Here is a 24,651-nt window from a genome sequence, read left to right on the forward strand (position 1 = left end):
TTTCTCTCGCGTGGTTGAAGGTGATGGGTCGGGCAGGTCAATTTTTCTTGGCCAGCAATTTTTCGATCGGCAGTTTGGTGATTGCAAAACCGGCCAGCAGGATGGCCGAGTACAGCATCAGGTCGCGGGAAATCGGCACGCCTTCGTACCAGGCGCCGATGATCACTGCGAACACCGGAAAAATGATGAACACAAACGACAGGATGATCGGGCTCAAGCGCTTGAGCAGCATGAAATACACGATGAACCCGCCCACCGAGGCCACCAACCCGAGGTAAACCAGCGCGCTCCATGAACGCAGGGTAATGGCATCGAAAGTCGGCGTTTCAAACAACAAACCGGCGATAAACAGCATCATCCCGGCGATCCCAATGGGCAGGGTGTTGTAGGTGATCACGCTGATAGCGCTGCCTTTTTGCTTGGTAATGACATAGCACAAGGCATGCATGATCGCGGCGGTCAGAATCGCCAACACCCCGAAGAACTCGGCGTGGTCCAGGTGCAAACCCTGACTGCGGATGATCATGTAGAGGCTGCCGAAGCCGATGCCGATGCCGACCACCTGGGAAAAATAGATGCGCTCGCGCAGGAACAGCGCCGAGAAAATCAGTATGAACACTGGCATGCAACTGAACAGCAGGGCGGTGAGGCCGGACGACACATGCATCTCACCGTAATTGAGCAGGTAGTAGGGCACGCTGAAGTAGGACAGGGTCACGAACACAAAGAACCAGCGGCTCTCGCGGGGAAACAGAATCGGCTCGCGACGGGCCATGGCAAAGCATAGGAACAGTGGAAAGGCGATCAGAAAACGCAGGCCCGCCGAGGTCAGTGGCGGCACGCTCTCCACGGCGATCTTGATCCCCAACCAGGTGGTGCCCCAGCTCAGGCAAACGATCAGAAACATGACGCTGGTCACCAGCCCGGCCACCCACTGTTTCTGGGTTTTGGTTTTGGCGGTGTTTTCGAGGACGGCGGACATTGGCATCGTTTATTGCTTCCCTGAGCCGGAATTGAACTCTATATTGAACTTGTAATGAGTGGTTAAATTCGGCGATTGAACCCGTAAAAGCACACTATTAGGGCGAAAGATGGCTGTCAAAACAAATATTGACATGGTGTCAATTATGCGTGAGGGGCTGTCCAGCGGGCAGGGCGTGAAGTACAAGCGCCTATCCGATGTGATGGAGCGAGGCATCCTTGAAGGCTTGATTGAACCGGGGCGAAAACTGCCGCCCCATCGGGTGTTGTCCGATAACCTGGGGGTGACTATCGGCACCATCAGCCGGGCTTACGGTGAACTGGAGCGCCTTGGGTTGGTGGTGGCTCGGGTAGGTGACGGCACTTTCGTGCGCAAGCGTGGGATGGAGCGCCAGCGCGATGAAGGGTTTCGCAACTTCAGTGAGGAACCGCGCCAGTACTTCGACATGAGCCGCAATATGCATATCCCAGGGCAGGAGACCGCCTTCCTGGCCCAGAGCTTTCAGACCCTGTCGACCAACGCCAAGTTCTTGCAGGACATCAGTGCCTACACCCCGGATGCCGGTCTGCCGCGCTACCGCGACGCGGGCGCGCAGTGGCTGGTGCAGCGCGATTTCCATCCGATTCCCGAACAGGTTATCTGCGTCAATGGCGGCCAGCATGGCTTGCTCTGCGCAATGATGGCGCTGTTGCGCGCGGGCGACACCGTGGTCACCGAACAACTGACTTACCCTGGGCTGATCACTGCCGCGCGTATGCTCGGCGTCCGCTTGATCGGCCTGGAAATGGACGACGAAGGGGTACTGCCCAGTGCGCTGGATGAAGTCTGTCGTAATCACCGGATTTCGGCGTTGTACTGCACACCGACGATTCAGAACCCGACCACCGCAGTGCTATCGGTGGCGCGTCGCGAAGCACTGGTCAAGGTGTGCCGCGAACACAACCTGTTGATTCTGGAGGACGAAGCCCATGGTGTGCTGGTGGAAGATCGGCCGCCGCCGCTGAGTTTCTTCGCGCCTGAGCGTACGATTTTGATCAGTAGCCTGAGCAAGGCCGTATCCGCGGGCCTGCGGGTGGGCTATGTGCATGCACCGCCGGCGTTGGTCAGCCGCATTTCGGCAGCGTTGCGTTCGACGTGCTGGATGGCCACGCCGGTTACCCTGGAACTGGCCACGCAGTGGATCGAAAATGGCACGGCGCAATACCTGCTCAGCCAGCAAATCAATGAGATCAGCCGGCGCAAAGCCCTGGTGCGCGACCTTCTGGAGGGGCTGGAGTACCGCACCCATCTCAACAGTCCGCACTTCTGGATTGAAGTCCCTGAGCCGTGGCGTGCTTCGGAAATCGAGGCGGAACTCAAGCAGAATAATTACCTGATCGCCACTGCCGAAGCTTTCGCCGTGGGGCAGACCGCCGTGCCGCAATTTATCCGGGCGAGTATCTGCAACACCTCGGGGGACGATCAGTTGTTGCGCGTGGGGTTCGATGCGTTGGCCACGGCCTTGGGGCAGGGAGGGGGGCGGTTTCAGCTGTAGTTGGGATAGCGACAAGCTGCAAGCTTAGAGCTGAGTGGCCGTGGCTTGCGGCTTCAACTTGCAGCTGCCTCACTTAAACCTACGCTCTACGCCCTTTTCCACCAGAATCTTCGCCGAGATCTCCTCCACCGAAAAATGCGTGGAATTGATGTGCGCAATATTCTCGCGGCGGAACAGATTTTCCACCTCGCGCACTTCAAACTCGCACTGGGCGTAGCTCGAATAGCGGCTGTTGGGCTTGCGTTCGTTGCGGATGGCGGTGAGGCGGTCCGGGTCGATGGTCAGGCCGAACAGTTTGTGCGAATGGGCGCGCAGAGCGGCCGGCAGGGTCAGGTGCTCCATGTCATCCTCGGTCAGCGGGTAGTTGGCCGCGCGGATACCGAATTGCATGGCCATATACAAACAGGTGGGCGTTTTGCCGCAGCGCGACACGCCCACCAGAATCAGATCGGCCTTGTCGTAGTAGTGGGTGCGGGCGCCATCATCGTTGTCGAGGGCAAAGTTCACCGCCTCGATACGCTCCATATAGTTGGAGTTATGCCCAATGGAATGGGACTTTCCGACCGAATAGGAGGAATGTTCGCTCAACTCCTGTTCCAGTGGCGCCAGGAACGTGGAGAAAATGTCGATCATGAAACCATTCGAGGTTGCGAGAATCTCACGAATGTCTTGATTGACGATGGTGTCGAAAATGATCGGCCGAAAACCGTCTTTTTCAGCCGCCAGATTGATTTGTTGTACCATGGCCCGCGCTTTTTCCACGCTGTCGATGTAAGGCCGCGTGAATTTGGCGAAGGTAACGTTTTCGAACTGCGCGAGCAGGCTTTGACCCAGTGTTTCGGCTGTAATGCCGGTGCCGTCGGAAATAAAGAAAGCAGATCGTTTCATTTGAGCCCTGGGCCTTAAGCTGATGACGAATCTTGGATATGATAGGCGCGATTTTGCCGTCCCACAGTGGGCCGCATTCTCACTTATTTTCCAGGTCCAGGCCACAAACGCTGGTGAATGCTCCCACGAGCAGCCGGCGTCCTGAGCTTTTCCAACACAGTTAGTGGAGAGATCACCTTGGTAGAGTACGTAGTTTCCCTCGATAAGCTCGGCGTCCATGATGTAGAGCATGTGGGGGGCAAGAACGCATCCCTCGGCGAGATGATCAGTAATCTTGCGGGCGCCGGTGTCTCGGTGCCGGGTGGTTTCGCCACCACGGCCCAGGCTTACCGCGATTTCCTCGAACTGAGCGGCCTCAATGCTCAGATCCACGCCGCGCTGGATGCCCTGGACGTCGACGACGTCAATGCCCTGGCCAAGACCGGTGCCCAGATCCGCCAATGGATCATGGAAGCCGAGTTCCCCGAGAAGCTCAACGAAGAAATCCGCACCGCGTTCGCCACCTTGTCGGCCGGCAACCCGGACATGGCCGTTGCCGTGCGCTCGTCGGCTACCGCCGAAGACTTGCCCGACGCTTCTTTCGCCGGCCAGCAGGAAACCTTCCTCAACATCCGCGGCGTGGAAAACGTGATCCGCGCGGCCAAGGAAGTATTTGCCTCGCTGTTCAACGATCGCGCGATTTCCTACCGCGTGCACCAGGGCTTCGACCATAAGTTGGTTGCCCTGTCTGCCGGCGTGCAGCGCATGGTCCGTTCCGAAACCGGCACCGCCGGCGTGATGTTTACCCTCGATACCGAATCCGGCTTCCGTGACGTGGTGTTTATCACCGGCGCCTACGGCCTGGGTGAAACCGTCGTACAGGGCGCGGTCAACCCCGACGAATTCTACGTACACAAGGGCACCCTCGAAGCGGGTCGCCCGGCCATCCTGCGCCGTAACCTGGGCAGCAAGGCCATCAAGATGATCTATGGCGACGAGGCCAAGGCCGGTCGTTCGGTAAAAACCGTTGAAGTCGACAAGGCCGAACGCGCGCGTTTCTGCCTGACCGACGCTGAAGTCAGCGAGTTGGCCAAACAAGCGATGATCATCGAAAAGCACTACCAGTGCCCGATGGACATCGAATGGGCCAAGGACGGTGACGACGGCAAGCTGTATATCGTGCAGGCCCGTCCGGAAACCGTGAAGAGCCGCACTTCGGCCAATGTCATGGAGCGCTACCTGCTCAAAGAAACCGGTACCGTATTGGTGGAAGGCCGAGCTATCGGCCAGCGCATTGGCGCCGGCAAGGTTCGCATCATCAAAGACGTCTCCGAGATGGACAAAGTCCAGCCAGGCGACGTGCTGGTCTCCGACATGACCGACCCGGACTGGGAACCGGTGATGAAGCGCGCCAGTGCCATCGTCACCAACCGTGGCGGGCGTACCTGCCACGCGGCGATCATCGCTCGTGAGCTGGGGATTCCTGCGGTAGTGGGTTGCGGCAATGCCACGCAGTTGCTCAAGGATGGCCAGGGCGTGACCGTGTCCTGCGCCGAAGGCGACACCGGTTTCATCTTCGAAGGCGAGCTAGGCTTCGATATCAAGCAAAATTCCATCGACGCCATGCCGGACCTGCCGTTCAAGATCATGATGAACGTCGGTAACCCGGACCGCGCCTTCGACTTCGCGCAGTTGCCGAACGCCGGCGTGGGCCTGGCCCGCCTGGAATTCATCATCAACCGTATGATCGGCGTGCACCCCAAGGCTTTGCTGAACTACGACGGCCTGCCGCTGGATATCAAGGAAAGCGTCGATAAGCGCATCGCCGGTTACAACGACCCAGTGGGTTTCTACGTCGAGAAACTGGTGGAAGGCATCAGCACTCTGGCGGCGGCGTTCTACCCGAAAAAGGTCATCGTGCGTCTGTCGGACTTTAAGTCCAACGAGTACGCCAACCTGATCGGCGGCAAGCTCTACGAGCCGGAAGAAGAAAACCCGATGCTGGGCTTCCGTGGCGCCTCGCGTTACATCAGCGAAACCTTCCGCGACTGCTTCGAGCTTGAGTGCCGCGCGCTCAAACGCGTGCGTAACGAGATGGGCCTGACCAATGTCGAGATCATGGTGCCGTTCGTACGGACCTTGGGCGAGGCGAGCCAGGTGGTTGACCTGCTGGCTGAGAACGGCCTGACCCGCGGCGAGAACGGCCTGCGTGTGATCATGATGTGCGAACTGCCATCCAACGCGATCCTGGCTGAAGAGTTCCTGGAATTCTTCGACGGTTTCTCCATCGGTTCCAACGACCTGACTCAGCTCACCCTGGGCCTGGACCGTGACTCCGGGATCATTGCGCACCTGTTCGACGAGCGTAACCCGGCGGTCAAGAAGCTGCTGGCCAATGCCATCCAGGCCTGTAACAAGGCCGGTAAGTACATCGGCATTTGCGGTCAGGGCCCTTCGGACCACCCTGACTTGGCCAAATGGCTGATGGAGCAGGGTATCGAAAGCGTTTCGCTGAACCCAGACTCGGTGCTGGAAACTTGGTTCTTCCTGGCGGAAGGCCAAGCGTCCGCCTGAGGTCGATCCGTGAAAAGTGCCGGTCAGCCGTGAGGTTGACCGGCATTCTTATCTGTACAGGGCGGGAATCCATGTGGACGCCGCCCTTTTTTGTGCAAGAACATTATGCAAAGCAGCAGCAACCTGTTTCCCGTCGCCTTGATCAGCGCTGAGCGTCGTGGCGACCTGAGTGAAGATGTGTATCGCCTCAAACCCGGCAACAGTCCGGACGGCAGCGTCGAACTGGCGGTGACCCGTTTGGGGCTGGCCGATGTCCCGGAAAACCGGGGCATCCCGGTTATTTTGTTGCACGGCAGTTTTTCCAATCGACGTTTCTGGTACTCGCCCAAGGGCATTGGCCTGGGCGCCTATCTGGCTCGTCGAGGCTTTGACGTGTGGATTGCGGAAATGCGCGGCCATGGTCTGTCCAAGCGCAATCAAGCATATGCGCGTAACCGGGTGGCCGATTATGCGCGTTACGACTTGCCGGCCATCGGCGCGTTCGTGCGTGAGCAAAGCGCGCAGATCCCGCACTGGATCGGCCATTCTCTGGGCGGCACGACCTTGGCGGCGGCCCTGGGCGGTCAGTATCTGGGTGCGCCGGCGGTGGCTTCGGTCGCGTTATTTGGCTGCCAGGTCAGCCGCACCTACTGGCCGTTGAAAATTCCACCAGTGGAGTGGGGCGGGCGCTTTATTCTCAAGCGAATGGCTGAAGTGTCCGGTGCGCGTTTCAAACGCGGGCCCGAAGACGAGCCGGTGGGGGTATTGATTGAAAATATGCGCTGGCACGGGCTGTTCGGGCGTTTCGGCGATGCCGAGCGTGACTGGTGGAAGGGCTTGGCGGACGTCGACGTGCCGTTGTTGGCGGTAAGTGCGGCGGGCGACCATCAGGACCCGGACTGGGCCTGCCGCAAGCTGTTCGAACAAGTCGGCACTGAGCATCGGCAATATGTGTGTCTGGGACGCAAGCACGGGTTTACCGAAGATTTCGGGCACGTCGAGATGCTGGTCAGCAAAGCTGCCCAGGCCGAGGTCTGGCCTCTGGTGGAGCAATGGTTGAAAGACCCTATAACACCTTTGTTCGGCGCCCCGGCGCAGGCTCTCGCCGCTGTTTGACCAAGCGCTCTACCAAGGGCGTTTCACTCCTGCGAGGTTGCGGCTAAGATATGACGCGCCGGACGCTTCTGGTCATATTCAGTCGCGTAGAGGCTATTGCGTTGCAGTGAAACCGATGGGATGTTTCCCACCCGTTTCGCCCGGTACTTCTTTGAAAGACACTTCTCTGGCAGAAAGGATTTTTTCGATGAACCATTACGTGACCCCCGACCTGTGCGACGCCTACCCCGAATTGGTGCAGGTGGTCGAGCCGATGTTCAGCAATTTTGGCGGCAGAGACTCGTTTGGCGGCGAGATTGTTACCATCAAGTGCTTTGAGGATAACTCGCTGGTCAAGGAACAGGCCGACCAACCGGGGACCGGCAAGGTGCTGGTGGTCGACGGTGGTGGTTCCCTGCGCCGCGCGCTGCTGGGCGACATGATCGCCGAGAAAGCTGCGAAAAACGGTTGGGAAGGGCTGGTCATCTACGGTTGCATCCGCGATGTCGACGTCATCGCCCAGACCGACCTGGGCGTACAAGCCTTGGCCAGTCACCCGATGAAAACCGACAAGCGTGGCATTGGTGACCTGAATGTGGCGGTCACGTTTGCCGGCGTCACCTTCCGCCCGGGTGAATACGTGTATGCGGATAACAATGGCGTGATCGTGTCGCCCAGCCCGTTGAAAATGCCTGAGTAAATCGTAAAAGCCGACAGGGGTGAGGATGTTCGAGGAAGAAAACGCGCAATGGGGGCTGGTGCATGCCCTGGTGCTGGACTGTAAAGGCGGTGCGCGTTCGATTGCCCGGACTGAGCTGGATGACCTGCAGTTGCAGCCAGAGGAAAGTCTGTGGCTGCACTGGGATCGCAGCCATCCCCAGACGCAGACCTGGCTGCGCAAATCCAGTGGCTTGAGTGAATTCGCCTGCGACCTGTTGCTGGAGGAAAACACTCGCCCGCGCCTGTTGCCGCTGCCGGATTCGCAGCTGTTGCTGTTTCTGCGAGGGGTCAACCTCAATCCAGGCGCCGAACCGGAAGACATGGTCTCGGTGCGCATTTTCGCGGCGGCCAACCGGGTGATTTCCCTGCGTCTGCGCCCGTTGCGCGCCACCGATGAGTTGCTGGTGCAACTGGCGGACGGCAAGGGGCCGCGTACCGCGTCGGAGCTCATCCTTTATATGGCGCAGTACCTGACCAATAAAGTGCAGGATCTGGTCACGGATTTGTCTGAAATCGTCGATGCCGAGGAAGAAAAACTCGATACCGACGAACGGTATACCCCAGAGCATGGCAGCGTGTTGCAGATCCGCCGGCGAGCGGCCGGGCTCAAGCGATTTCTGGCACCGCAGCGGGATATTTTTGCCCAGCTCACGCGGATCAAACTGCCGTGGTTCTGTGACGACGACGCTGATTACTGGAACGAATTGAACAACAGCCTCACACGCTATCTGGAGGAGCTCGAATTGACCCGGGAGCGCGTGGGGCTTGTGCTGGAGGCCGAAGACCGGCGTTTGAGCGTACGCATGAACCGCACCATGTACCGCTTCGGAATCATCACTGGAATCTTCCTGCCGATGAGTTTCCTGACCGGTTTGCTGGGCATCAATGTGGGCGGCATTCCGTTCTCGGCCAGCCCCTATGGATTCATGCTTGCGTGCCTGCTGATGGTCTCGGTGGCGCTCGGGCAATGGTGGCTGTTTAGACGGTTGCGCTGGGTTTGAGCTGAATATGAGCTGAACGTAGGAAGGGTCTCATGTGACCCCATGAAATTTACCCTCGTCTTTTAAATCACTTGCGAGAGGTCTTTATGCACGATCCGTTCGAACAGTCTTTGCGTGACATGCTCAATGCTTCGCCGTCCAACCGTGATGACGATGCTTGCCTGGGGCGCGTGTTGAAAACCGCCAACCGTCAGGTCGGGGCGGGGGATCTGTTCGGTCTGCTCGGTCGTTGGCTGCCGGCCTTGATGATGGCGCTGAACAATGGTTCTGCCCACGTTTCACCGGTTTCCCGTCGTAAACCTCTTGCTCGCACTGCTGATAAGGCTGATTGAATATGGAACTTGATCTCTGGACCCAGAGCCTGGTCACCGCGATGACCGCATTGTGGACCAAGGTGGCGAACTTCATTCCCAACCTGTTCGGTGCGCTGGTCCTGGTGTTGCTGGGTTTTGTCGTGGCCAAGCTGCTCGACACCCTGCTGTCCAAATTGCTCGCGAAACTGGGCCTTGATCGCTTGATGGCAGGCACCGGCCTGACCAAGCTGCTGGGGCGCGCCGGGTTGCAAGTGCCGATCTCCACACTGGTCGGCAAGATCGTCTACTGGTTCGTGTTGCTGATTTTTCTGGTTTCTGCCGCTCAATCCCTTGGCCTTGAGCGAGTTTCAGCTACGCTCGACATGCTTGCGCTGTATTTGCCGAAGGTTTTCGGCGGCGCGCTGGTGCTGTTGGTAGGTGTTTTACTGGCGCAGTTGGCCAACGGGCTGGTGCGCGGAGCCGCCGAAGGCGTGGGGTTGGACTACGCTGCCGGCCTGGGGCGGATCGCCCAGGGGCTGGTGATCATCATCAGTATTTCGGTCGCGATCAGCCAGTTGGAGGTCAAGACTGACCTGCTCAACCATGTGATTGTGATCGTTTTGATTACCGTTGGTCTGGCCGTTGCGCTGGCCATGGGCTTGGGTAGCCGGGAAATTGCCGGTCAGATTCTTGCAGGAATCTATGTGCGCGAGTTGTACCAGGTGGGCCAACAGGTGCGTGTGGGCGAGGTCGAAGGGCAAATCGAGGAGATCGGCACAGTCAAGACGACCGTGTTGACCGATGACGGCGAGCTGGTGTCGCTGTCCAATCGCATTCTCCTGGAACAGCAGGTCAGTAGCCGCTAAACCGGCAAACCCTGCTAATGTACGCCGCCGCGAACCCGGGTGACCGGGCCGCAGCGGACATTGACCTGACTGTCGGCACGACTTGTTTTGAATAAAGCCCAATCGCTGTCCACGCGCTATGACCCCCGTGAGCTCTCTGATGAGGAGTTGGTCGCGCGCTCGCACACGGAGCTGTTTCACGTAACTCGCGCGTACGAAGAATTGATGCGCAGATATCAACGCACTCTGTTCAACGTTTGTTCAAGGTATTTGGGGAACGATAGAGATGCTGACGATGTCTGTCAGGAAGTGATGCTCAAGGTGTTGTACGGCCTGAAGAACTTCGAGGGCAAATCGAAGTTCAAGACCTGGCTCTACAGCATCACGTACAACGAGTGCATCACGCAGTATCGAAAGGAACGGCGAAAGCGTCGCTTGATGGACGCTTTGAGCCTGGACCCCCTTGAGGAGGCGTCTGAAGAAAAGGCGCCGGCACCCGAGGAAAAGGGCGGGCTCGATCGCTGGTTGGTGCATGTGAATCCGATTGATCGGGAAATTCTGGTGCTACGTTTTGTCGCAGAGCTGGAGTTTCAGGAAATCGCCGACATCATGCACATGGGTTTGAGTGCTACAAAAATGCGTTACAAACGTGCTCTTGATAAATTACGTGAGAAATTTGCGGGCGAGACTGAAACTTAGTGCGTGGCAAATATCTCTTACGTGTAGGCAAGTTCTGTTAGACTTGTCGCCGAGTTGTCCCCCGGTTTGTGGGACTGCTTTACAATCACCAGATGGGGATTTAACGGATGAAACTGAAAAACACCTTGGGCTTGGCCATTGGTTCTCTTATTGCCGCTACTTCTTTCGGCGTTCTGGCACAAGGCCAAGGCGCAGTTGAAGGCGAGCTGTTCTACAAGAAGCAGTACAACGATAGCGTCAAGCACATCGAAGACGGCTTCAATCCTGGCGCTCGCATCGGTTACTTCCTGACCGACGACCTGTCCTTGAACCTGTCCTACGACAAGACCAACCACACCCGTTCGAACGACGGTACTGGTAACCAGAAGATCAAAGGCGATACCGGCAGCCTGGTTGCCCAGTATCACTTCGGTCAAGCTGGCGTAGACTCCCTGCGTCCATACGTAGAAGGCGGTTTCGGTCACCAGAGCCGTACCAACGTACAGGCTGACGGTCACAGCGGTCGCGATCAGACCACTTTCGCCACTGTCGGTACCGGCGTTAAGTACTACTTCACCAACAACCTGTACGCTCGTGCCGGTGTTGAAGCTGACTACGGTCTGGACAACGGCAAGTGGGATTACTCCGCACTGGTCGGCCTGGGCGTGAACTTCGGCGGTAACGCTGGCGCAGCTGCTCCAGCTCCTACCCCAGCACCAGCTCCAGAGCCAACTCCAGAGCCAGAAGCTCCAGTTGCTCAGGTTGTTCGTGTTGAGCTGGACGTTAAGTTCGACTTCGACAAAGCCGTTGTTAAGCCTAACAGCTACGGCGACGTGAAAAACCTGGCCGACTTCATGGCTCAGTACCCATCTACTAACGTAGAAGTAGCTGGTCACACTGACTCCGTAGGTCCAGACGCTTACAACCAGAAGCTGTCCCAGCGTCGTGCTGACGCTGTTAAGCAAGTCCTGGTTAAAGACGGCGTGGCTCCTAGCCGTGTAACTGCTGTAGGTTACGGCGAATCCCGCCCAGTTGCTGACAACGCAACTGAAGCTGGTCGCGCTATCAACCGTCGCGTAGAAGCTTCGGTTGAAGCTACCGCTCAGTAATTACTGAGTTGTAGAAAAAACCCGGCTCAGGCCGGGTTTTTTTTCGCCTGCCATTTGTGTCATGCGCTGGCGGCGGCTGCGACATATGCAGCTTGTTCTCTGGCGGCAACACGGCCAATGACCAGGATCGCCGGGCTTTTAAGGGCGAATGCGTGGGCATCCTTGTGCATGCGCGATAACAGGCTACGGTACTCGCGCTGCTGGGGCAGCGAGGCATTCTCGATCATCGCCACGGGCATATCTGCCGCCATGCCACCCTCCATCAACTGCTGACGAATCTCTTCCAGTTTTGCCACCCCCATGTACACGACCAGGGTAGTCCCGCCCTCGGCCAGGGCGCGCCAGTTCAGTTGGCTGTCATCCTGGGTATGCGCAGTAACCAGCGTTACGCCACGGCTTACACCACGCAATGTCAGAGGAATCCCACAGTTGGTCGCGCCTGCCAGCCCTGAGGTGATGCCATTGACCAGTTCCACCTCAATGCCCCGATCCCGCAGCCACAGCGCCTCTTCGCCGCCTCGTCCGAAAATGCACGGGTCACCGCCCTTGAGGCGTACCACGCATTTGCCCTGGCGTGCGTAGCGCAACATCAGGCGGTGGATAAAGTCCTGAGGGGTGGAGCGGCAGCCACCGCGTTTGCCCACGGTGATCACGCGCGCCGCGGCGCAGTGGTCCAAAACTGCCGGGTTGACCAGATCATCGATCAACACCACGTCGGCTTCACACAGGGCGCGGACCGCCTTGAGGGTCAACAACTCCGGATCGCCGGGACCTGCGCCCACCAACCAGACTTTTGCGTTCATAGGGTTGCCCTCGTGTAGAGATACTCAGTTGTGAAGGAGTGCATACAGCAGCACCAGATTGATCAGCACCGACAGCAGTGCCACGGTTTGCCAGACTTTTAGCGGTTCTCGCTCCAGCAAAGGCCTGGGGCGGACGCTCAGCTCGCGCCGGTCAGCCTGCTCCAGTACCAGTAGCCATTCTTCGGCGGTTTCGTAACGCTGCGACGGCTGGGCGGACACCGCCCGTTCCAGACTCAGCGGCAGCCAGTCCGGTAGGTCGGGGCGATAGCGGCTCGCGCTGACAGGCTGGGTGAATCTGGGCCGTTGGAAGGCTTCGATTTCGCCGTAGGGGTAATGCCCGGTCAGCAGGAAATACAAGGTGACGCCAACGCTGTATAAATCTTGCTGGGCGGTAGGCCCTTCGCCATTGAAGGCTTCGGGCGCGATAAAACTTGGAGTGCCCGGCAGTTGGTGGGCTCGATCTTCCGACAGGCCGGGGCAGTAAGCCAGGCCGAAATCCAGCACGCGCAACTCGCCGTCGTCCCCCAACAACAGGTTTTCCGGTTTGATATCGCGGTGCAGGATTTGCCGCCGGTGCAGCAGGCCCACGGCCCGCAGCAAGCGCTCGGCGACGGACTGCCATTGGGCCAGAGGCAGGGGCCCCTGAAGCTGGAACAGGGTGGCGAGGGTTTGTCCGGGATACTCGCGCATGACGTAATACAAGTGCTGCCGGCTACCGGCGCTGTGCACTTCTGGGAATGCGCGTCCGGCCATGCGCCGCAAAAACCACTCTTCGGCCAGCAAAGCCTGGCCGGCTTGGCTATCGTCGTCATGGCTCAGTGGCAAGGTTTTCAACAGCCAGGGCTGTTGCTGGGTATCGCGAACCCGGTAGAGCAAGGATTGTCGACTTTGCGCCACTAATGCTTCCACCTGCCAGCCTTCGAACGGTTGGCCGGGTTTCAATGGCGGTGGCAGCGGCCATTGCTGCAACTGCCCCAGGGCGTCGCCGAGGGTGGCGGCACCCAAGGCATCAACGCGTACCAGCAACGCGCTGGCATTGTCTTGGCTGCCGGCCAAGTGGGCAGTATTGACCAGGGTGCCCACGGCTACGTCCAGGTCCGCCTGCTCACGCAGGATGGTCTGGATGCTGTGCTCGGCCAAGGTTGCCCATACGCCGTCGCTGAGCAGCAGGAAGCACTCGCCCTCGCGCAAGTGGCCGTCTAGAAAATCCAGCACCACATGTTGATCCAGGCCCAGCGCACGTTTAAGGACGTGCTGCATGCCCGGCTGTTCCCAGACGTGATCCTCGCTGATGCGTTGCAGTTGGCCGTCCAACCAGCGATAGACCCGGCAGTCGCCGACATGGGCCAGGGTAAAGCGCTGGCCCCGAAACACCAGGGCACTTAGAGTCGTTAGCAGCGGCTGGCCACCACCGTTGGCTTGCAACCAGCGATTCTGGGCCAGCAGTAAACGTTCCAGTGCCTGGGCTACGCTCCAGGTTTGCGGCGTGGCGTAGTAGTCCATCGCCAGGGCTTGCAAGGTCGAGCGCGCGGCCAATCCGCCATCGGCACATTGGCTGACGCCGTCGGCCATGGCGCACAAATAGCCTTTGCTGGCCGCCAGTTCCGCCACGGGGGTGACCACCCGCAGCGCATCCTGGTTTTCCGGGCGCGGGCCGATGGCACTGGCCTGGGCGACGCTCAGTTGCAGGCTCATCAGACGCGTGCAGCCGTCACGGCGGCCGAGCCCCAAGTGGTTCTCCAGCGACGCTTGACGCCGTGCAGACCGAACCATGCCAATACGCCCAGGCTGGCGAACAACCACAGGGCCAGTTGATAGCTACCGGTGCTCTGTTTGATCGCGCCCATGCCGGCCGCGAGCGCGAAGCCACCGATGCCGCCGGCCATGCCGATCAACCCGGTCATCACGCCGATTTCAAGGCGAAAGCGCTGCGGAACCAACTGGAACACCGCGCCGTTGCCTGCGCCGAGACCGAGCATGGTGCAGACGAAAAGCGCCAATGCTGCGTACGAACTGGGTAGGTTGAAGCCCACGGCGGCAATGCAGATGGCCGCGATGCTGTACATGCCCAGCAGGGTGCGGATGCCGCCGAATCGGTCCGCCAGAGCCCCCCCCAGCGGACGCATCAGGCTGCCGCCAAACACGCATGCGGCGGTGTAGTAGCCGGCAGTCACCGGGCTGAGGTGGTATTGATCGTTGAAATAGCCGGGCAATGCGCTGGCCAGGCCGATAAAGCCGCCGAACGTTACGCTGTAGAAAAACATGAACCACCAGCTGTCACGGTCGCCCAGGGCCTTGAAGTAGTCGGCCATGGATTTGGCTTTCGGCCGTTCAGGGGCATTGCGCGCCAGCCAGGCGAAGACCACCAGCGTCAAGATCAACGGAATCAGCGCAAACCCGAACACATTGCTCCAGCCAAACGCCGCTGCGAGCACCGGGGCCAGCAAGGCAGCGAATACCGTGCCCGAATTGCCGGCACCGGCAATTCCCATGGCTTTGCCCTGGTGTTCGGCGGGGTACCACTGTGAAGCCAGGGGCAGCGCCACGGCGAAGGACGCGCCGGCCATACCCAGAAACAGCCCCAGCAGCAGGGCCTGTTCGTAACTGTGGATGCCCAGTTTCCAGGCCCCGAACAGCGCGACAATCACGATCACCTGGCCGATCAGCCCGGCGGTCTTGGGCGACAGCCTGTCGGCCAGCATTCCCATCAGAAAACGCAGTACCGCACCGGCCAGGATCGGTGTCGCTACCATCAGGCCGCGTTGCTGGGTGGTCAATTGCAGGTCGGCGGCAATCTGCACCGCCAGCGGGCCCAGCAGATACCAGACCATGAAACTCAGGTCGAAATACAGGAACGCGGCAAACAGGGTCGGGGTGTGCCCGGATTTCCAGAAGCTTGATTTCATCACGCACCTCAACGGTTAGGAGTCTTGTAAGAAGGCCTGGTGATGGAACAGCCACTACGGCTGCCCCACCGGCCCCACACAGGGGCCAAAACAAAAAAACGCCGCCACCGGGTTCGCGAGGGCAAACCGGATGTGCGACGTCTTTGTCGTGGAGGGGCAACCGCCGTTGGTTACCTGTGATGATTCATTAGCAAGAGCTGAGCCAAATCAACCGAGCAGCTCACTCATGGCGATGATCTGCTCCGCCACCTGGATCAATTTCTGCTGACGACTCATGGCTTGGCGGCGCATCAAGGTGTAGGCATCTTCTTCATTGCAGTCCTTCATTTTCATCAGCATGCCCTTGGCCAGCTCGATGCGTTTGCGTTCCGCCAGCTGTTGGTCCCGCGCCTGTAACTGCGCGCGCAAGGCCTGATCGCTCTCGAAGCGGGCCATGGCCACATCGAGGATCGGCTGCAGACGCTGAGCCTGGATGCCTTCCACGATATAGGCGCTGACCCCGGACTTGATGGCCTGGCGCATCACATTCGGGTCATGTTCATCGGTAAACATCACGATGGGGCGTGGCTGGTCGCGACTGACCAGCACCACTTGCTCCATCACATCGCGGCCCGGTGACTCGGTATCGATCAGAATCACGTCCGGACGCACCGTTTCGACGCGCGCCGGCAGGTCGATGGTCAGGCCGGACTCGTCGATTACCTCAAAGCCGGCCTCTATCAGCGCCGTACGCAGGCGCCCGACCTTGCGGGGTGTGTCATTGATCAACAGGATACGCAGCATGGCAGTTCTCCTGTCAGCGCAAGGCTTGGCGGTTGGCGTGATCGGCCAGCGCATGCAAGCGGAAGCTGCGGGCGTAGCCGCTCGGGTCCGAGCCGTCCCAGACTTTGCCGTCGATCAGCTGGCTGCTGCGCAGGTCCTGGTCCCCGGCGTTGAGGCCCAAGGCGGTGGCGGCCTCGCGATACAGCGCCAGTTGCTGCACCTGGCGCGCCACGCCCAGGTAATCCGGGTCGTCGCGCAACAGGCCCCAGCGGCGAAACTGGGTCATGAACCACATGCCGTCGGAGAGGTACGGCAGGTTGACCTGGCCACCCGCAAAAAACCGTAGCGCGTGAGGGTCCTGCCAGTGGTTGCCCAGGCCGTCGTCATAAGCCCCGAGTAAACGTGGCTCAATACAATCGAGTGGCGCGTCGAGGTATTCGCGGCCGCTGAGCAATTGCGCCGTGGAGCGCCGGTTCTCAATGCTCTGTTCAATGAAGCGGCTGGCTTCGAGGATGGCCATCACCAGTACCCGCGCCGTATTGGGGTATTGCTCGACGAACGCGTGGGTACAGCCGAGGACCTTCTCGGGATGGTTTGGCCAGATCGCTTGGCTGGTCGCCAGGGTAAAGCCCTGATCTTGCGCGACCGCGCTGGCGCTCCAGGGCTCGCCCACGCAAAACCCGTCGATCCGGCCGGCTTGCAGATGCGCAAGCATTTGCGGGGGCGGCACCACCACACTGTCAACGTCCTGCAACGGATGAATGTCTTGGCTCGCCAGCCAGTAGTACAGCCACATCGCATGGGTGCCGGTGGGAAATGTCTGAGCGAAGGTCAGTTTTGTTCGGCTTTGGTGCACATGGCGATCCAGTGCCTCAGGAGTGACCACCCCTTGTTGTTGCAGACCACGGGAAAGATTGATGCTCTGACCGTTTTGGTTCAGGCCCATCAACACGGCCATGTCGGTGGGCGCCACGCCACCGATACCCAGGTGTACGGCGTAGATCAGCCCATACAGGCTGTGGGCGGCATCCAACTCCCCACTGACCAGCTTGTCACGCAGGTTGGCCCAGGAAGATTGACGTTTGAGATTCAGGGTCAGGCCGTAGGGTTGTGCGAAGCCCTGGGTCGCCGCCACTACCAGCGAGGCGCAATCGCTCAAGGCCATAAAGCCCAGGTCGAGGCTGCTCTTTTCCGGCGCATCGCTGCCGTTCACCCACGCCAGCGCGTTGCTTATCGGGCCGTTGCCCACCGAATCTTTCATCCGCACCTACCTTTTCATTCAAAAAAAAGCGTCGCCCCCTCAGATGGCGATGCAAGGCCATTGCGGGTAACGACGCCTTTGTCCGTAAGCCCGTTCCGCCGTTGGTACGCGCTTTGATGCAGAGTTCATAGCAAGGCACATGCCACGGGGTAAGCGTGATGGGCGGCCGTTAACTTTCCATCAAGATTGAAAAGAGGCGGCCTCGCAGTATGGCCGCTTCCCTCTGCAGGCCCCAGGAACTTCCACGGTGTACGCTGACTTCCTCGAACGCATGTCCCGCCGCCGCCTTCGCCACTGGTGGCTGTGTGCCCTGCTGTGGCTGGCATGTGCAGTGGCCTGGGGCGAGACCTATCAGGCACAGGAGGAGAGCCTGCACACGGTGTTCACCGCGCTGTCGGTACCCTTGGGGCTGCCGATCGTGGTGAGTCGCGAGGTGGCGCGCAAACGTGTCAGTGGTCTGTTTGATTTGACTGCGCCGCAGCAGACCCTGGAAGAACTGGCGCAGCAGCATGGCTTGATCTGGTACAGCGACGGCCAAGGGTTTTATCTCTATGACGCCAACGAAGCGAAAAGCTCGGCGGTGTCGCTGCGGCATATTTCCATCGATCGGTTTCGCAGCCTCATGCGTCGCGCTGGGTTGCAGGAATCCCACTTTCCCCTGCGTGCCGACGGCCCGCGAACGTTCTATGTGTCCGGCCCGCCGAGCTATGTCGACCGGGTGTTGCGGCTGGCGCAATTGATGGACCGCGAGCGCGCTGAACTGCGTGTGGGGGACCACGCCTTTGGGGTGGTTCAGGTACTCAACACCCATGTGGCGGATCGTGAGTACGCGATGGGTGAGGGCAAGGTCAGGGTCGCGGGGATAGCGTCAATAATCGAAGCGGTACTGGCCAGTGAGCACAAGGGGTTGCTGGCCGACAAAAGCCTTGCAGTCATTGCCTATCCGGATACCAACAGCCTGTTGATCAGAGGCAAACCGGCGCAGGTGCGGTTTATCGAACAACTGGTGGCGGAACTGGATATGCCCAGGCGATCGGTCGAAGTGTCGCTGTGGCTGGTCGACCTGGGCCGCGATGAGCTGAAAAAACTCAACTTGGCTATGGACGAAGATGCCAAAAACTCGACCACTCGTGTCATGGAGCCGCAGGAGGATAACCGCCTGATGGCGCAGATCGCTGCGCTGGAGCGCCGCCGTCGAGCAAAGGTGGTGACGCTGCCGGTGATTCTGACTCAGGAGAACGTGCCGGCGGTGTTTAACGACAACCATACGTTCTATCTGCCAGCCCGTGCGGATGACACCGCCGAGTGGAAGCCTGTGCATTACGCCACCCAGGTCAGTGTGCTGCCGCGTTTTGCTGAGGCGAACGAAATCGAGATGCTCCTGGATATTGAGGATGGTCGCCCCATGAGTGCCAAGGGGCAGCGCGATAAACCGGCAGGGGTCGGGCGGGTAGGGGTCAGCAGCGTGGTGCGCGTCTCACAGGGCAAGCGCCTGTGGCTGGGCGCATTCCCCCGTGACCCGCGCGAGCAGGGCCGTAGCACGGTGCCCGGAGGTTCGGCCGACGTTCGCCTGTTTGTGATTCAGGCCCGCGCTGCCGCAGCAGAGGCGAAAGACGCGGCTGTAGGCAGCGGGCCGCCTCCATTGACCGCGGCGCAATACGAGCGTGTGCAACGTGCGTTCGTGCGGCCAAATCGCGACGGTTCTCGTGAATAAAGGCATTGACCCATGCATTTGGAAATTCTTCTGCAGGAACAACTGATCAGCCGCAAGCGTCTGGCCGCTTTTGCGCCAGGGAAGGTGTTGCCGTTGGCCCCAGCGGTCATCCACTGCGTGGAAGTTCGGGTCAACGGCCAACTGCTGGCGTTGGGCGAGTTGGTGCAACTGGAGGACCGCTTGGGGGTTGAGCTGCATGAGGTTTATCAAGAGTGGGCCCCAGGTGCGTTCACGTTGTGAAACGCCCTACGCAGTGATCCCAAAAAACGCAGGATCTCTGAGCTTTTTCCTAGGGTGGGTTGTCAGGCGGGTTTTTATAGTCGTCGCGTGGGCGCAAGCGCCAGTCAAGGAAATAAGGACTTCAATGTCAGTTGTCGGATACCGAGGTGGATATGGGCGTCGTGAATGATGAATTGACGACGGTTTCCCTGGTTTTTGCCTGTTGGACCTTGCATGGCGATGGGCGCTTGACCGGTGAGGGCGCCGATATTCAATTGCCGCCCAAGGAGTGGCATGTGTTGCGATTGCTGCTGGTGTCGGGTGGTGCGCTGATGACTAAGGATCGCTTGCTGGAGCTGGTTTGGCCCCAAGGCGAGGTCGCCGAAGAATCCCTGACACGGTGCATCTACTCGCTGCGCAAACATTTGGGCGCCGACAAGGGGTTTATCAAGACGATCTACGGTAGGGGTTATCGCTTTAACTGTCCGGTCAAGGTGCGCGGAGACGGGCACACTCAAGGGGGGCAAGTGTGCTCGGCCTGCGGCCAGGTCAGCCATGGATAAACGTTGGAGCAAGGCGCTGCTCTTTGGTTGGTTGATGAGCGCGCATCCGGCGTTGGCCTACTGCTGGGAGGAAATTGCCGGTCGTTACGACATCGAACCGGAGTTGCTGCAAGCCATCGCCGCGGTGGAGTCGGGCTATCGAGCTGACGCGGTGAACACCGTCAACAACAATGGCACCCGGGACATCGGCCTGATGCAGATCAACAGCATGCATTTGCCGCGCCTGCTCAAGTTGGGGATTACCGAGGAGCGATTGTTGAACGAGCCTTGCCTGTCGGTGGAGGTTGGTGCGTCGATACTCGCCGAGTTTATCCAGCGCTTCGGCTACAACTGGACAGCAGTGGGCGCCTACAATGCGGGGCCGGGTTCTGGGCCGGAGCGCGATGTACTACGCCAGCGCTATGCCGAAAAAATCTGGGCGCGTTATGAGGCTCTGGTCATGCAGCGTTAGCGACGTTGGGCGGCACGCCTCGCCTGCGCGCGGTTACCCCGGCTATAATCGCCGCCACCTTCGTCGCCATCCGAGTCTAGCCCGCCCATGTATACCCTGGCCCGCCAGCTGTTGTTCAAACTCTCCCCGGAAACCTCCCACGATCTGTCCCTGGACCTGATCGGTGCCGGTGGCCGCCTGGGACTCAATGGTCTGGTGTGCAAGGCGCCGGCAAAAATGCCGGTATCGGTGATGGGGCTGGACTTCCCGAACCCGGTCGGGCTGGCTGCCGGCCTGGACAAGAACGGTGCGGCCATTGATGGTTTCGCGCAATTGGGCTTTGGCTTTGTTGAGATTGGCACCGTGACGCCGCGACCGCAGCCGGGCAACCCCAAGCCTCGCATCTTCCGCCTGCCGGAAGCCGAGGCGATCATCAATCGCATGGGCTTTAACAACCTGGGCGTCGATCACCTGCTGTCACGGGTCCAGGCCGCGAAGTACAGCGGCATTCTCGGCATCAATATCGGCAAGAATTTCGACACGCCGGTTGAGCGCGCGGTGGACGACTACTTGATCTGCCTGGACAAGGTCTATGCCCACGCCAGCTACGTCACCGTTAACGTCAGTTCGCCGAATACCCCAGGCCTGCGTAGCCTGCAGTTCGGTGATTCCCTCAAGCAATTGCTCGAAGCCCTGCGCCAGCGTCAGGAAGACCTGGCCGTTCGCCATGGCAAGCGCGTGCCGCTGGCGATCAAGATTGCGCCGGACATGAGCGACGAAGAAACGGTGCTGGTAGCCCAGGCCCTGGTGGATTCCGGTATGGACGCAGTGATTGCCACCAATACCACGTTGAGCCGTGTCGGTGTTGAAGGTCTGGCCCATGGTGACGAGGCGGGCGGCCTGTCGGGTGCGCCGGTCCGCGATAAAAGCACTCATATCGTCAAGGTGCTGGCCGCCGAGCTGGCGGGGCGCTTGCCGATCATCGCGGTGGGCGGCATCACTGAAGGCAAGCACGCGGCCGAGAAAATCGCCGCGGGTGCGAGCCTGGTGCAGTTGTATTCTGGCTTTATCTATAAAGGCCCTGCGTTGATTCGTGAGTCGGTGGATGCAATTGCGGCGTTGCCCAGAAAGGCCTGAACGGCGCCCATAAAAAAGGGCTCCATCAAGGAGCCCCCTGGGCCGAAGCCCGCCGCCCGGATGGGGCGCGCATGGTAAGTCGTTACAGCTTCAAAGGTGGTGTGTCGGAATTAAGTGCCCTGATTAGCCGACGGCGTGAAGTTCGTTGAGTCTGTGGATTCCCGCAGTGCCTGTCATACCGTCCCAGTTGTCGCCGCGTCCTTCGCGCCAGCCGTTGATCCAGGCTTGGCGTACCGACGGTAGAGTAAATGGGCAAAGCTCACGGGATTTGCCATGAACGCCATATTGATATCCGCGTAAAAACGCTCTTTCCAACGGATCACGCTTAAGTCTTCTCATAGGGTGTTTCCCTCACTTGTTGACTGTCTTGATATCCTTCGGCCTCGTCTGAGGCCGGGCAGAGTTTTTCTGCCGTTGGTGGGCTCGCTGCCGGCGTGGCGAGCCGATGTGTCGGCGTCGTTACGGCGCCAACCTGTGGTGAGTTCTAACCAATAGGTCACATGGATTCAATGATCGTTTTGTCATAAGCACGTAACTATAACGATGCTATAGCCATAAGCTGGGATGGCTTTACGCCCCATTTGTCTGGCAAAGCCAGCTATGATGCACCCCGCGTAGAGGAATGGTTTGATCCTTAAGTAAGAATGTCCGTCTGATGCAGTCGGTTATTATTCGACGAAGGGTCGGAATATTTCTTTTTGTTGCTGCACATTCTTTATCTGCCCCGTGAATAAAGGCCCAACGGCCTGGCAGCCGGGGTGGAACGGCACATTCGTGCCACGCGAGCACTCTTCAAGAAAAGTGCTTGATTGAAAACCGAGCCGGCGATGCGTCGCCCGTTCACTTATTGCTGAAAAGCCTGGAATGCCCCATGTCGGACCGTTTTGAACTCTTCCTCACCTGCCCCAAGGGCCTCGAAGGCCTGCTGATCGAGGAAGCCGTCGGGCTTGGCCTTGAGGAAGCGCGCGAGCACACTTCGGCCGTGCGCGGCATGGCCGACATGGAGACCGCTTACCGGCTGTGCCTCTGGTCGCGCCTGGCCAACCGCGTGCTGCTGGTACTCAAGCGTTTCCCCATGAAGGACGCCGAAGACCTCTACCACGGCGTGCTGGATATCGACTGGGCCGACCACATGGTCCCCGACGGCACTCTGGCAGTGGAGTTCAGCGGTCACGGCTCCGGTATCGACAACACCCACTTCGGCGCGCTGAAGGTCAAGGATGCGATCGTCGACAAACTGCGCACTCCGTCCGGCGAGCGCCCGTCCATCGACAAGATCAACCCGGACTTGCGTATCCACCTGCGCCTGGACCGTGGCGAAGCCATCCTGTCCCTCGATCTCTCCGGTCATAGCCTGCACCAGCGCGGCTATCGCCTGCAGCAGGGCGCGGCGCCGCTGAAGGAAAACCTGGCGGCCGCGATCCTGATTCGCGCTGGTTGGCCGCGTATCGCCGCCGAAGGCGGTGCGCTGACCGACCCAATGTGCGGCGTGGGGACCTTCCTGGTGGAAGGCGCGATGATTGCGGCCGACATGGCGCCCAACCTCAACCGTGAGCTGTGGGGCTTTACCACTTGGCTCGGTCACGTCCCGGCGCTGTGGAAAAAGCTGCACGCCGAGGCCAGCGAGCGCGCCGCGATTGGCATGAACAAAACGCCGCTGTGGATTCGAGGTTACGAAGCCGACCCGCGCCTGATCCAACCCGCGCGCAACAACATTGAGCGCGCCGGTCTCAGCCATTGGATCAAGGTGTACCAGGGGGAGGTCGGGACCTTCGAGCCGCGCCCGGACCAGAACCAGAAAGGCCTGGTGATCTGCAACCCGCCTTACGGCGAGCGTCTGGGTGATGAAGCCAGCCTGTTGTACCTCTATCAGAACCTCGGCGAACGTCTGCGCCAAGCCTGCATGGGTTGGGAAGCCGCAGTGTTCACCGGCGCGCCCGATCTGGGCAAGCGCATGGGCATCCGCAGCCACAAGCAGTATTCGTTCTGGAACGGCGCCTTGCCGTGCAAATTGCTGCTGATCAAAGTCAATCCCGACCAGTTCGTCACCGGCGAGCGCCGCACCCCGGAACAGCGCCAGGCCGAACGCGAGCAGGCTGCATACGACCAGGCCCCGACCGAGCCGCAAGAACGCCAGTACAACAAGAACGGTAACCCGATCAAACCGGCCCCGGCTCCCGTGGTCGAACAGGCGCGCCTGAGCGAAGGCGGGCAGATGTTCGCCAATCGCCTGCAAAAAAACCTCAAGCTGCTGGGCAAGTGGGCCAAGCGAGAGGGCGTGGATTGCTACCGTGTGTATGACGCCGATATGCCGGAATACTCCATGGCCATCGACCTGTATCACGACTGGGTGCATGTGCAGGAGTACGCCGCTCCCAAGTCCATCGACCCGGAAAAAGCTTCCGCGCGCATGTTCGATGCCCTGGCGGCCATTCCCCAGGCGCTGAACATCGACAAGAGCCGCGTGGTGGTCAAGCGTCGCGAGCGTCAGAGCGGTACCAAGCAGTACGAGCGCCAGAGCGCCCAGGGCAAGTTCACTGAGGTGAGCGAGGGCGGTGTGAAGCTGCTGGTCAACCTCACGGATTACTTGGACACCGGCCTCTTCCTCGACCACCGCCCGATGCGTATGCGCATTCAGAAAGAGGCGGCCGGCAAGCGCTTCCTCAATCTGTATTGCTACACCGCTACTGCCAGTGTGCACGCGGCCAAGGGCGGTGCGCGCAGCACTACAAGTGTCGATCTGTCCAAGACTTACCTGGACTGGGCACGTCGCAACTTCTCCCTCAACGGTTTCTCCGACAAGAACCGCCTGGAGCAGGGCGATGTGATGGCGTGGCTGGAAGCCAGTCGCGATGAGTTCGACCTGATCTTCATCGACCCGCCGACCTTCTCCAACTCCAAGCGCATGGAAGGCATCTTCGACGTGCAGCGCGACCATGTGCAGTTGCTCGACCTGGCCATGGCCCGCCTGGCACCGGGCGGCGTGCTGTACTTCTCCAACAACTTCCGCAAGTTCCAGTTGGAAGACAATCTCAGCGAACGCTATGCGGTCGAGGAAATCAGCGACAAAACCATCGACCCGGATTTCGCGCGCAATGCCAAAATCCACCGCGCGTGGAAAATCACCGCCCGTTGATGACTGCATAAAAGGCCGCAAGCCAGGATATTCCAGGCTTACG

General features: G+C 59.7%; 23 protein-coding genes. 15 read left to right on the forward strand and 8 right to left on the reverse strand.

Annotated features, from left to right (window positions below):
• Nucleotides 1-37: 37 nt before the first annotated feature.
• Nucleotides 38-931 carry a DMT family transporter gene (locus ABX75_RS00280; protein WP_167389909.1) on the reverse strand — a complete coding sequence of 298 codons (894 nt, stop codon included), beginning with the start codon at nucleotides 929-931 and terminating at the stop codon, nucleotides 38-40.
• Nucleotides 932-1,091: 160 nt separating this feature from the next.
• Between ABX75_RS00280 and ABX75_RS00285 the strand changes: the two genes are divergently transcribed.
• Nucleotides 1,092-2,516: a PLP-dependent aminotransferase family protein gene (locus tag ABX75_RS00285; protein ID WP_034114830.1), complete on the forward strand. Its 1,425-nt coding sequence runs from the start codon at nucleotides 1,092-1,094 to the stop codon at nucleotides 2,514-2,516.
• Nucleotides 2,517-2,585: 69 nt separating this feature from the next.
• Here the strand turns inward: ABX75_RS00285 and ABX75_RS00290 are convergent, their stop codons facing one another.
• Complete coding sequence (locus tag ABX75_RS00290) at nucleotides 2,586-3,404, reverse strand: pyruvate, water dikinase regulatory protein (protein WP_034099722.1); 819 nt, start codon at nucleotides 3,402-3,404, stop codon at nucleotides 2,586-2,588.
• A 177-nt stretch (nucleotides 3,405-3,581) separates the two neighbouring features.
• Between ABX75_RS00290 and ppsA the strand changes: the two genes are divergently transcribed.
• From ppsA to ABX75_RS00330, 8 genes are all read left to right on the forward strand, one after another.
• On the forward strand, nucleotides 3,582-5,957 hold the full coding sequence (ppsA, locus tag ABX75_RS00295) for a phosphoenolpyruvate synthase (protein ID WP_034099721.1): 2,376 nt from the start codon (nucleotides 3,582-3,584) through the stop codon (nucleotides 5,955-5,957).
• Between the two features lie 105 nt (nucleotides 5,958-6,062).
• Nucleotides 6,063-7,052 carry an alpha/beta fold hydrolase gene (locus ABX75_RS00300; protein ID WP_034114829.1) on the forward strand — a complete coding sequence of 330 codons (990 nt, stop codon included), beginning with the start codon at nucleotides 6,063-6,065 and terminating at the stop codon, nucleotides 7,050-7,052.
• Between the two features lie 187 nt (nucleotides 7,053-7,239).
• Nucleotides 7,240-7,731: a ribonuclease E activity regulator RraA gene (rraA, locus tag ABX75_RS00305; protein ID WP_034114828.1), complete on the forward strand. Its 492-nt coding sequence runs from the start codon at nucleotides 7,240-7,242 to the stop codon at nucleotides 7,729-7,731.
• A gap of 25 nt (nucleotides 7,732-7,756) precedes the next feature.
• A complete protein-coding gene (locus ABX75_RS00310) occupies nucleotides 7,757-8,752 on the forward strand; it encodes a zinc transporter ZntB (protein WP_047881273.1) in 996 nt (331 codons plus the stop codon).
• An 86-nt stretch (nucleotides 8,753-8,838) separates the two neighbouring features.
• Nucleotides 8,839-9,084 carry a hypothetical protein gene (locus tag ABX75_RS00315; RefSeq protein ID WP_005790375.1) on the forward strand — a complete coding sequence of 82 codons (246 nt, stop codon included), beginning with the start codon at nucleotides 8,839-8,841 and terminating at the stop codon, nucleotides 9,082-9,084.
• A 2-nt stretch (nucleotides 9,085-9,086) separates the two neighbouring features.
• Nucleotides 9,087-9,911 carry a mechanosensitive ion channel domain-containing protein gene (locus ABX75_RS00320; protein ID WP_034099717.1) on the forward strand — a complete coding sequence of 275 codons (825 nt, stop codon included), beginning with the start codon at nucleotides 9,087-9,089 and terminating at the stop codon, nucleotides 9,909-9,911.
• Between the two features lie 87 nt (nucleotides 9,912-9,998).
• Nucleotides 9,999-10,589, forward strand: coding sequence for an RNA polymerase sigma factor SigX (sigX, locus tag ABX75_RS00325; protein WP_034114827.1), 591 nt, complete (start codon nucleotides 9,999-10,001; stop codon nucleotides 10,587-10,589).
• Between the two features lie 107 nt (nucleotides 10,590-10,696).
• Nucleotides 10,697-11,677 (forward strand): OmpA family protein, encoded by a 981-nt coding sequence (locus tag ABX75_RS00330; protein WP_034099715.1) that lies wholly within the window; start codon nucleotides 10,697-10,699, stop codon nucleotides 11,675-11,677.
• Nucleotides 11,678-11,736: 59 nt separating this feature from the next.
• On the opposite strand, the gene cobA is transcribed toward ABX75_RS00330, so the two are convergent.
• The 5 genes from cobA to ABX75_RS00355 all read right to left on the reverse strand — a co-directional run bounded on the left by cobA (nucleotide 11,737) and on the right by ABX75_RS00355 (nucleotide 17,409).
• Nucleotides 11,737-12,480, reverse strand: coding sequence for a uroporphyrinogen-III C-methyltransferase (cobA, locus tag ABX75_RS00335; protein ID WP_034099714.1), 744 nt, complete (start codon nucleotides 12,478-12,480; stop codon nucleotides 11,737-11,739).
• 24 nt (nucleotides 12,481-12,504) lie between these two features.
• Complete coding sequence (locus ABX75_RS00340; RefSeq protein ID WP_047881361.1) at nucleotides 12,505-14,175, reverse strand: bifunctional protein-serine/threonine kinase/phosphatase; 1,671 nt, start codon at nucleotides 14,173-14,175, stop codon at nucleotides 12,505-12,507.
• The gene (locus ABX75_RS00345) at nucleotides 14,175-15,386 is read right to left on the reverse strand and encodes a NarK/NasA family nitrate transporter (protein WP_047881274.1); all 1,212 of its coding nucleotides are present in this window, start codon (nucleotides 15,384-15,386) and stop codon (nucleotides 14,175-14,177) included. Before ABX75_RS00345 ends, ABX75_RS00340 begins: the two co-directional genes overlap by 1 nt.
• A 207-nt stretch (nucleotides 15,387-15,593) precedes the next feature.
• Complete coding sequence (locus ABX75_RS00350) at nucleotides 15,594-16,169, reverse strand: ANTAR domain-containing response regulator (RefSeq protein WP_034114824.1); 576 nt, start codon at nucleotides 16,167-16,169, stop codon at nucleotides 15,594-15,596.
• 13 nt (nucleotides 16,170-16,182) lie between these two features.
• On the reverse strand, nucleotides 16,183-17,409 hold the full coding sequence (locus tag ABX75_RS00355) for a CmpA/NrtA family ABC transporter substrate-binding protein (RefSeq protein ID WP_047881275.1): 1,227 nt from the start codon (nucleotides 17,407-17,409) through the stop codon (nucleotides 16,183-16,185).
• A 271-nt stretch (nucleotides 17,410-17,680) separates the two neighbouring features.
• Between ABX75_RS00355 and sctC the strand changes: the two genes are divergently transcribed.
• The 5 genes from sctC to ABX75_RS00380 all read left to right on the forward strand — a co-directional run bounded on the left by sctC (nucleotide 17,681) and on the right by ABX75_RS00380 (nucleotide 21,472).
• Nucleotides 17,681-19,123: a type III secretion system outer membrane ring subunit SctC gene (sctC, locus tag ABX75_RS00360; RefSeq protein WP_047881362.1), complete on the forward strand. Its 1,443-nt coding sequence runs from the start codon at nucleotides 17,681-17,683 to the stop codon at nucleotides 19,121-19,123.
• A gap of 12 nt (nucleotides 19,124-19,135) precedes the next feature.
• Nucleotides 19,136-19,363: a FliM/FliN family flagellar motor switch protein gene (locus tag ABX75_RS00365; RefSeq protein ID WP_034099709.1), complete on the forward strand. Its 228-nt coding sequence runs from the start codon at nucleotides 19,136-19,138 to the stop codon at nucleotides 19,361-19,363.
• Nucleotides 19,364-19,515: 152 nt separating this feature from the next.
• Complete coding sequence (locus ABX75_RS00370) at nucleotides 19,516-19,905, forward strand: winged helix-turn-helix domain-containing protein (protein WP_047881363.1); 390 nt, start codon at nucleotides 19,516-19,518, stop codon at nucleotides 19,903-19,905.
• Nucleotides 19,898-20,356 carry a transglycosylase SLT domain-containing protein gene (locus ABX75_RS00375; protein WP_047881276.1) on the forward strand — a complete coding sequence of 153 codons (459 nt, stop codon included), beginning with the start codon at nucleotides 19,898-19,900 and terminating at the stop codon, nucleotides 20,354-20,356. The genes ABX75_RS00370 and ABX75_RS00375 overlap by 8 nt, the downstream gene beginning before the upstream one ends.
• An 87-nt stretch (nucleotides 20,357-20,443) precedes the next feature.
• On the forward strand, nucleotides 20,444-21,472 hold the full coding sequence (locus ABX75_RS00380; protein ID WP_034099707.1) for a quinone-dependent dihydroorotate dehydrogenase: 1,029 nt from the start codon (nucleotides 20,444-20,446) through the stop codon (nucleotides 21,470-21,472).
• Between the two features lie 123 nt (nucleotides 21,473-21,595).
• Here ABX75_RS00380 and rmf read toward each other — a convergent pair whose 3' ends face one another.
• Nucleotides 21,596-21,811, reverse strand: coding sequence for a ribosome modulation factor (gene rmf / locus ABX75_RS28155; protein ID WP_002553055.1), 216 nt, complete (start codon nucleotides 21,809-21,811; stop codon nucleotides 21,596-21,598).
• A 532-nt stretch (nucleotides 21,812-22,343) separates the two neighbouring features.
• On the opposite strand from rmf, the gene rlmKL reads away from it, so the two are divergent.
• Nucleotides 22,344-24,608: a bifunctional 23S rRNA (guanine(2069)-N(7))-methyltransferase RlmK/23S rRNA (guanine(2445)-N(2))-methyltransferase RlmL gene (gene rlmKL, locus ABX75_RS00385; RefSeq protein WP_034099706.1), complete on the forward strand. Its 2,265-nt coding sequence runs from the start codon at nucleotides 22,344-22,346 to the stop codon at nucleotides 24,606-24,608.
• The last annotated feature ends 43 nt before the right edge of the window (nucleotides 24,609-24,651 follow it).

Source organism: Pseudomonas sp. ARP3, assembly GCF_001029595.1.
Lineage (GTDB): Bacteria > Pseudomonadota > Gammaproteobacteria > Pseudomonadales > Pseudomonadaceae > Aquipseudomonas > Aquipseudomonas rhodesiae.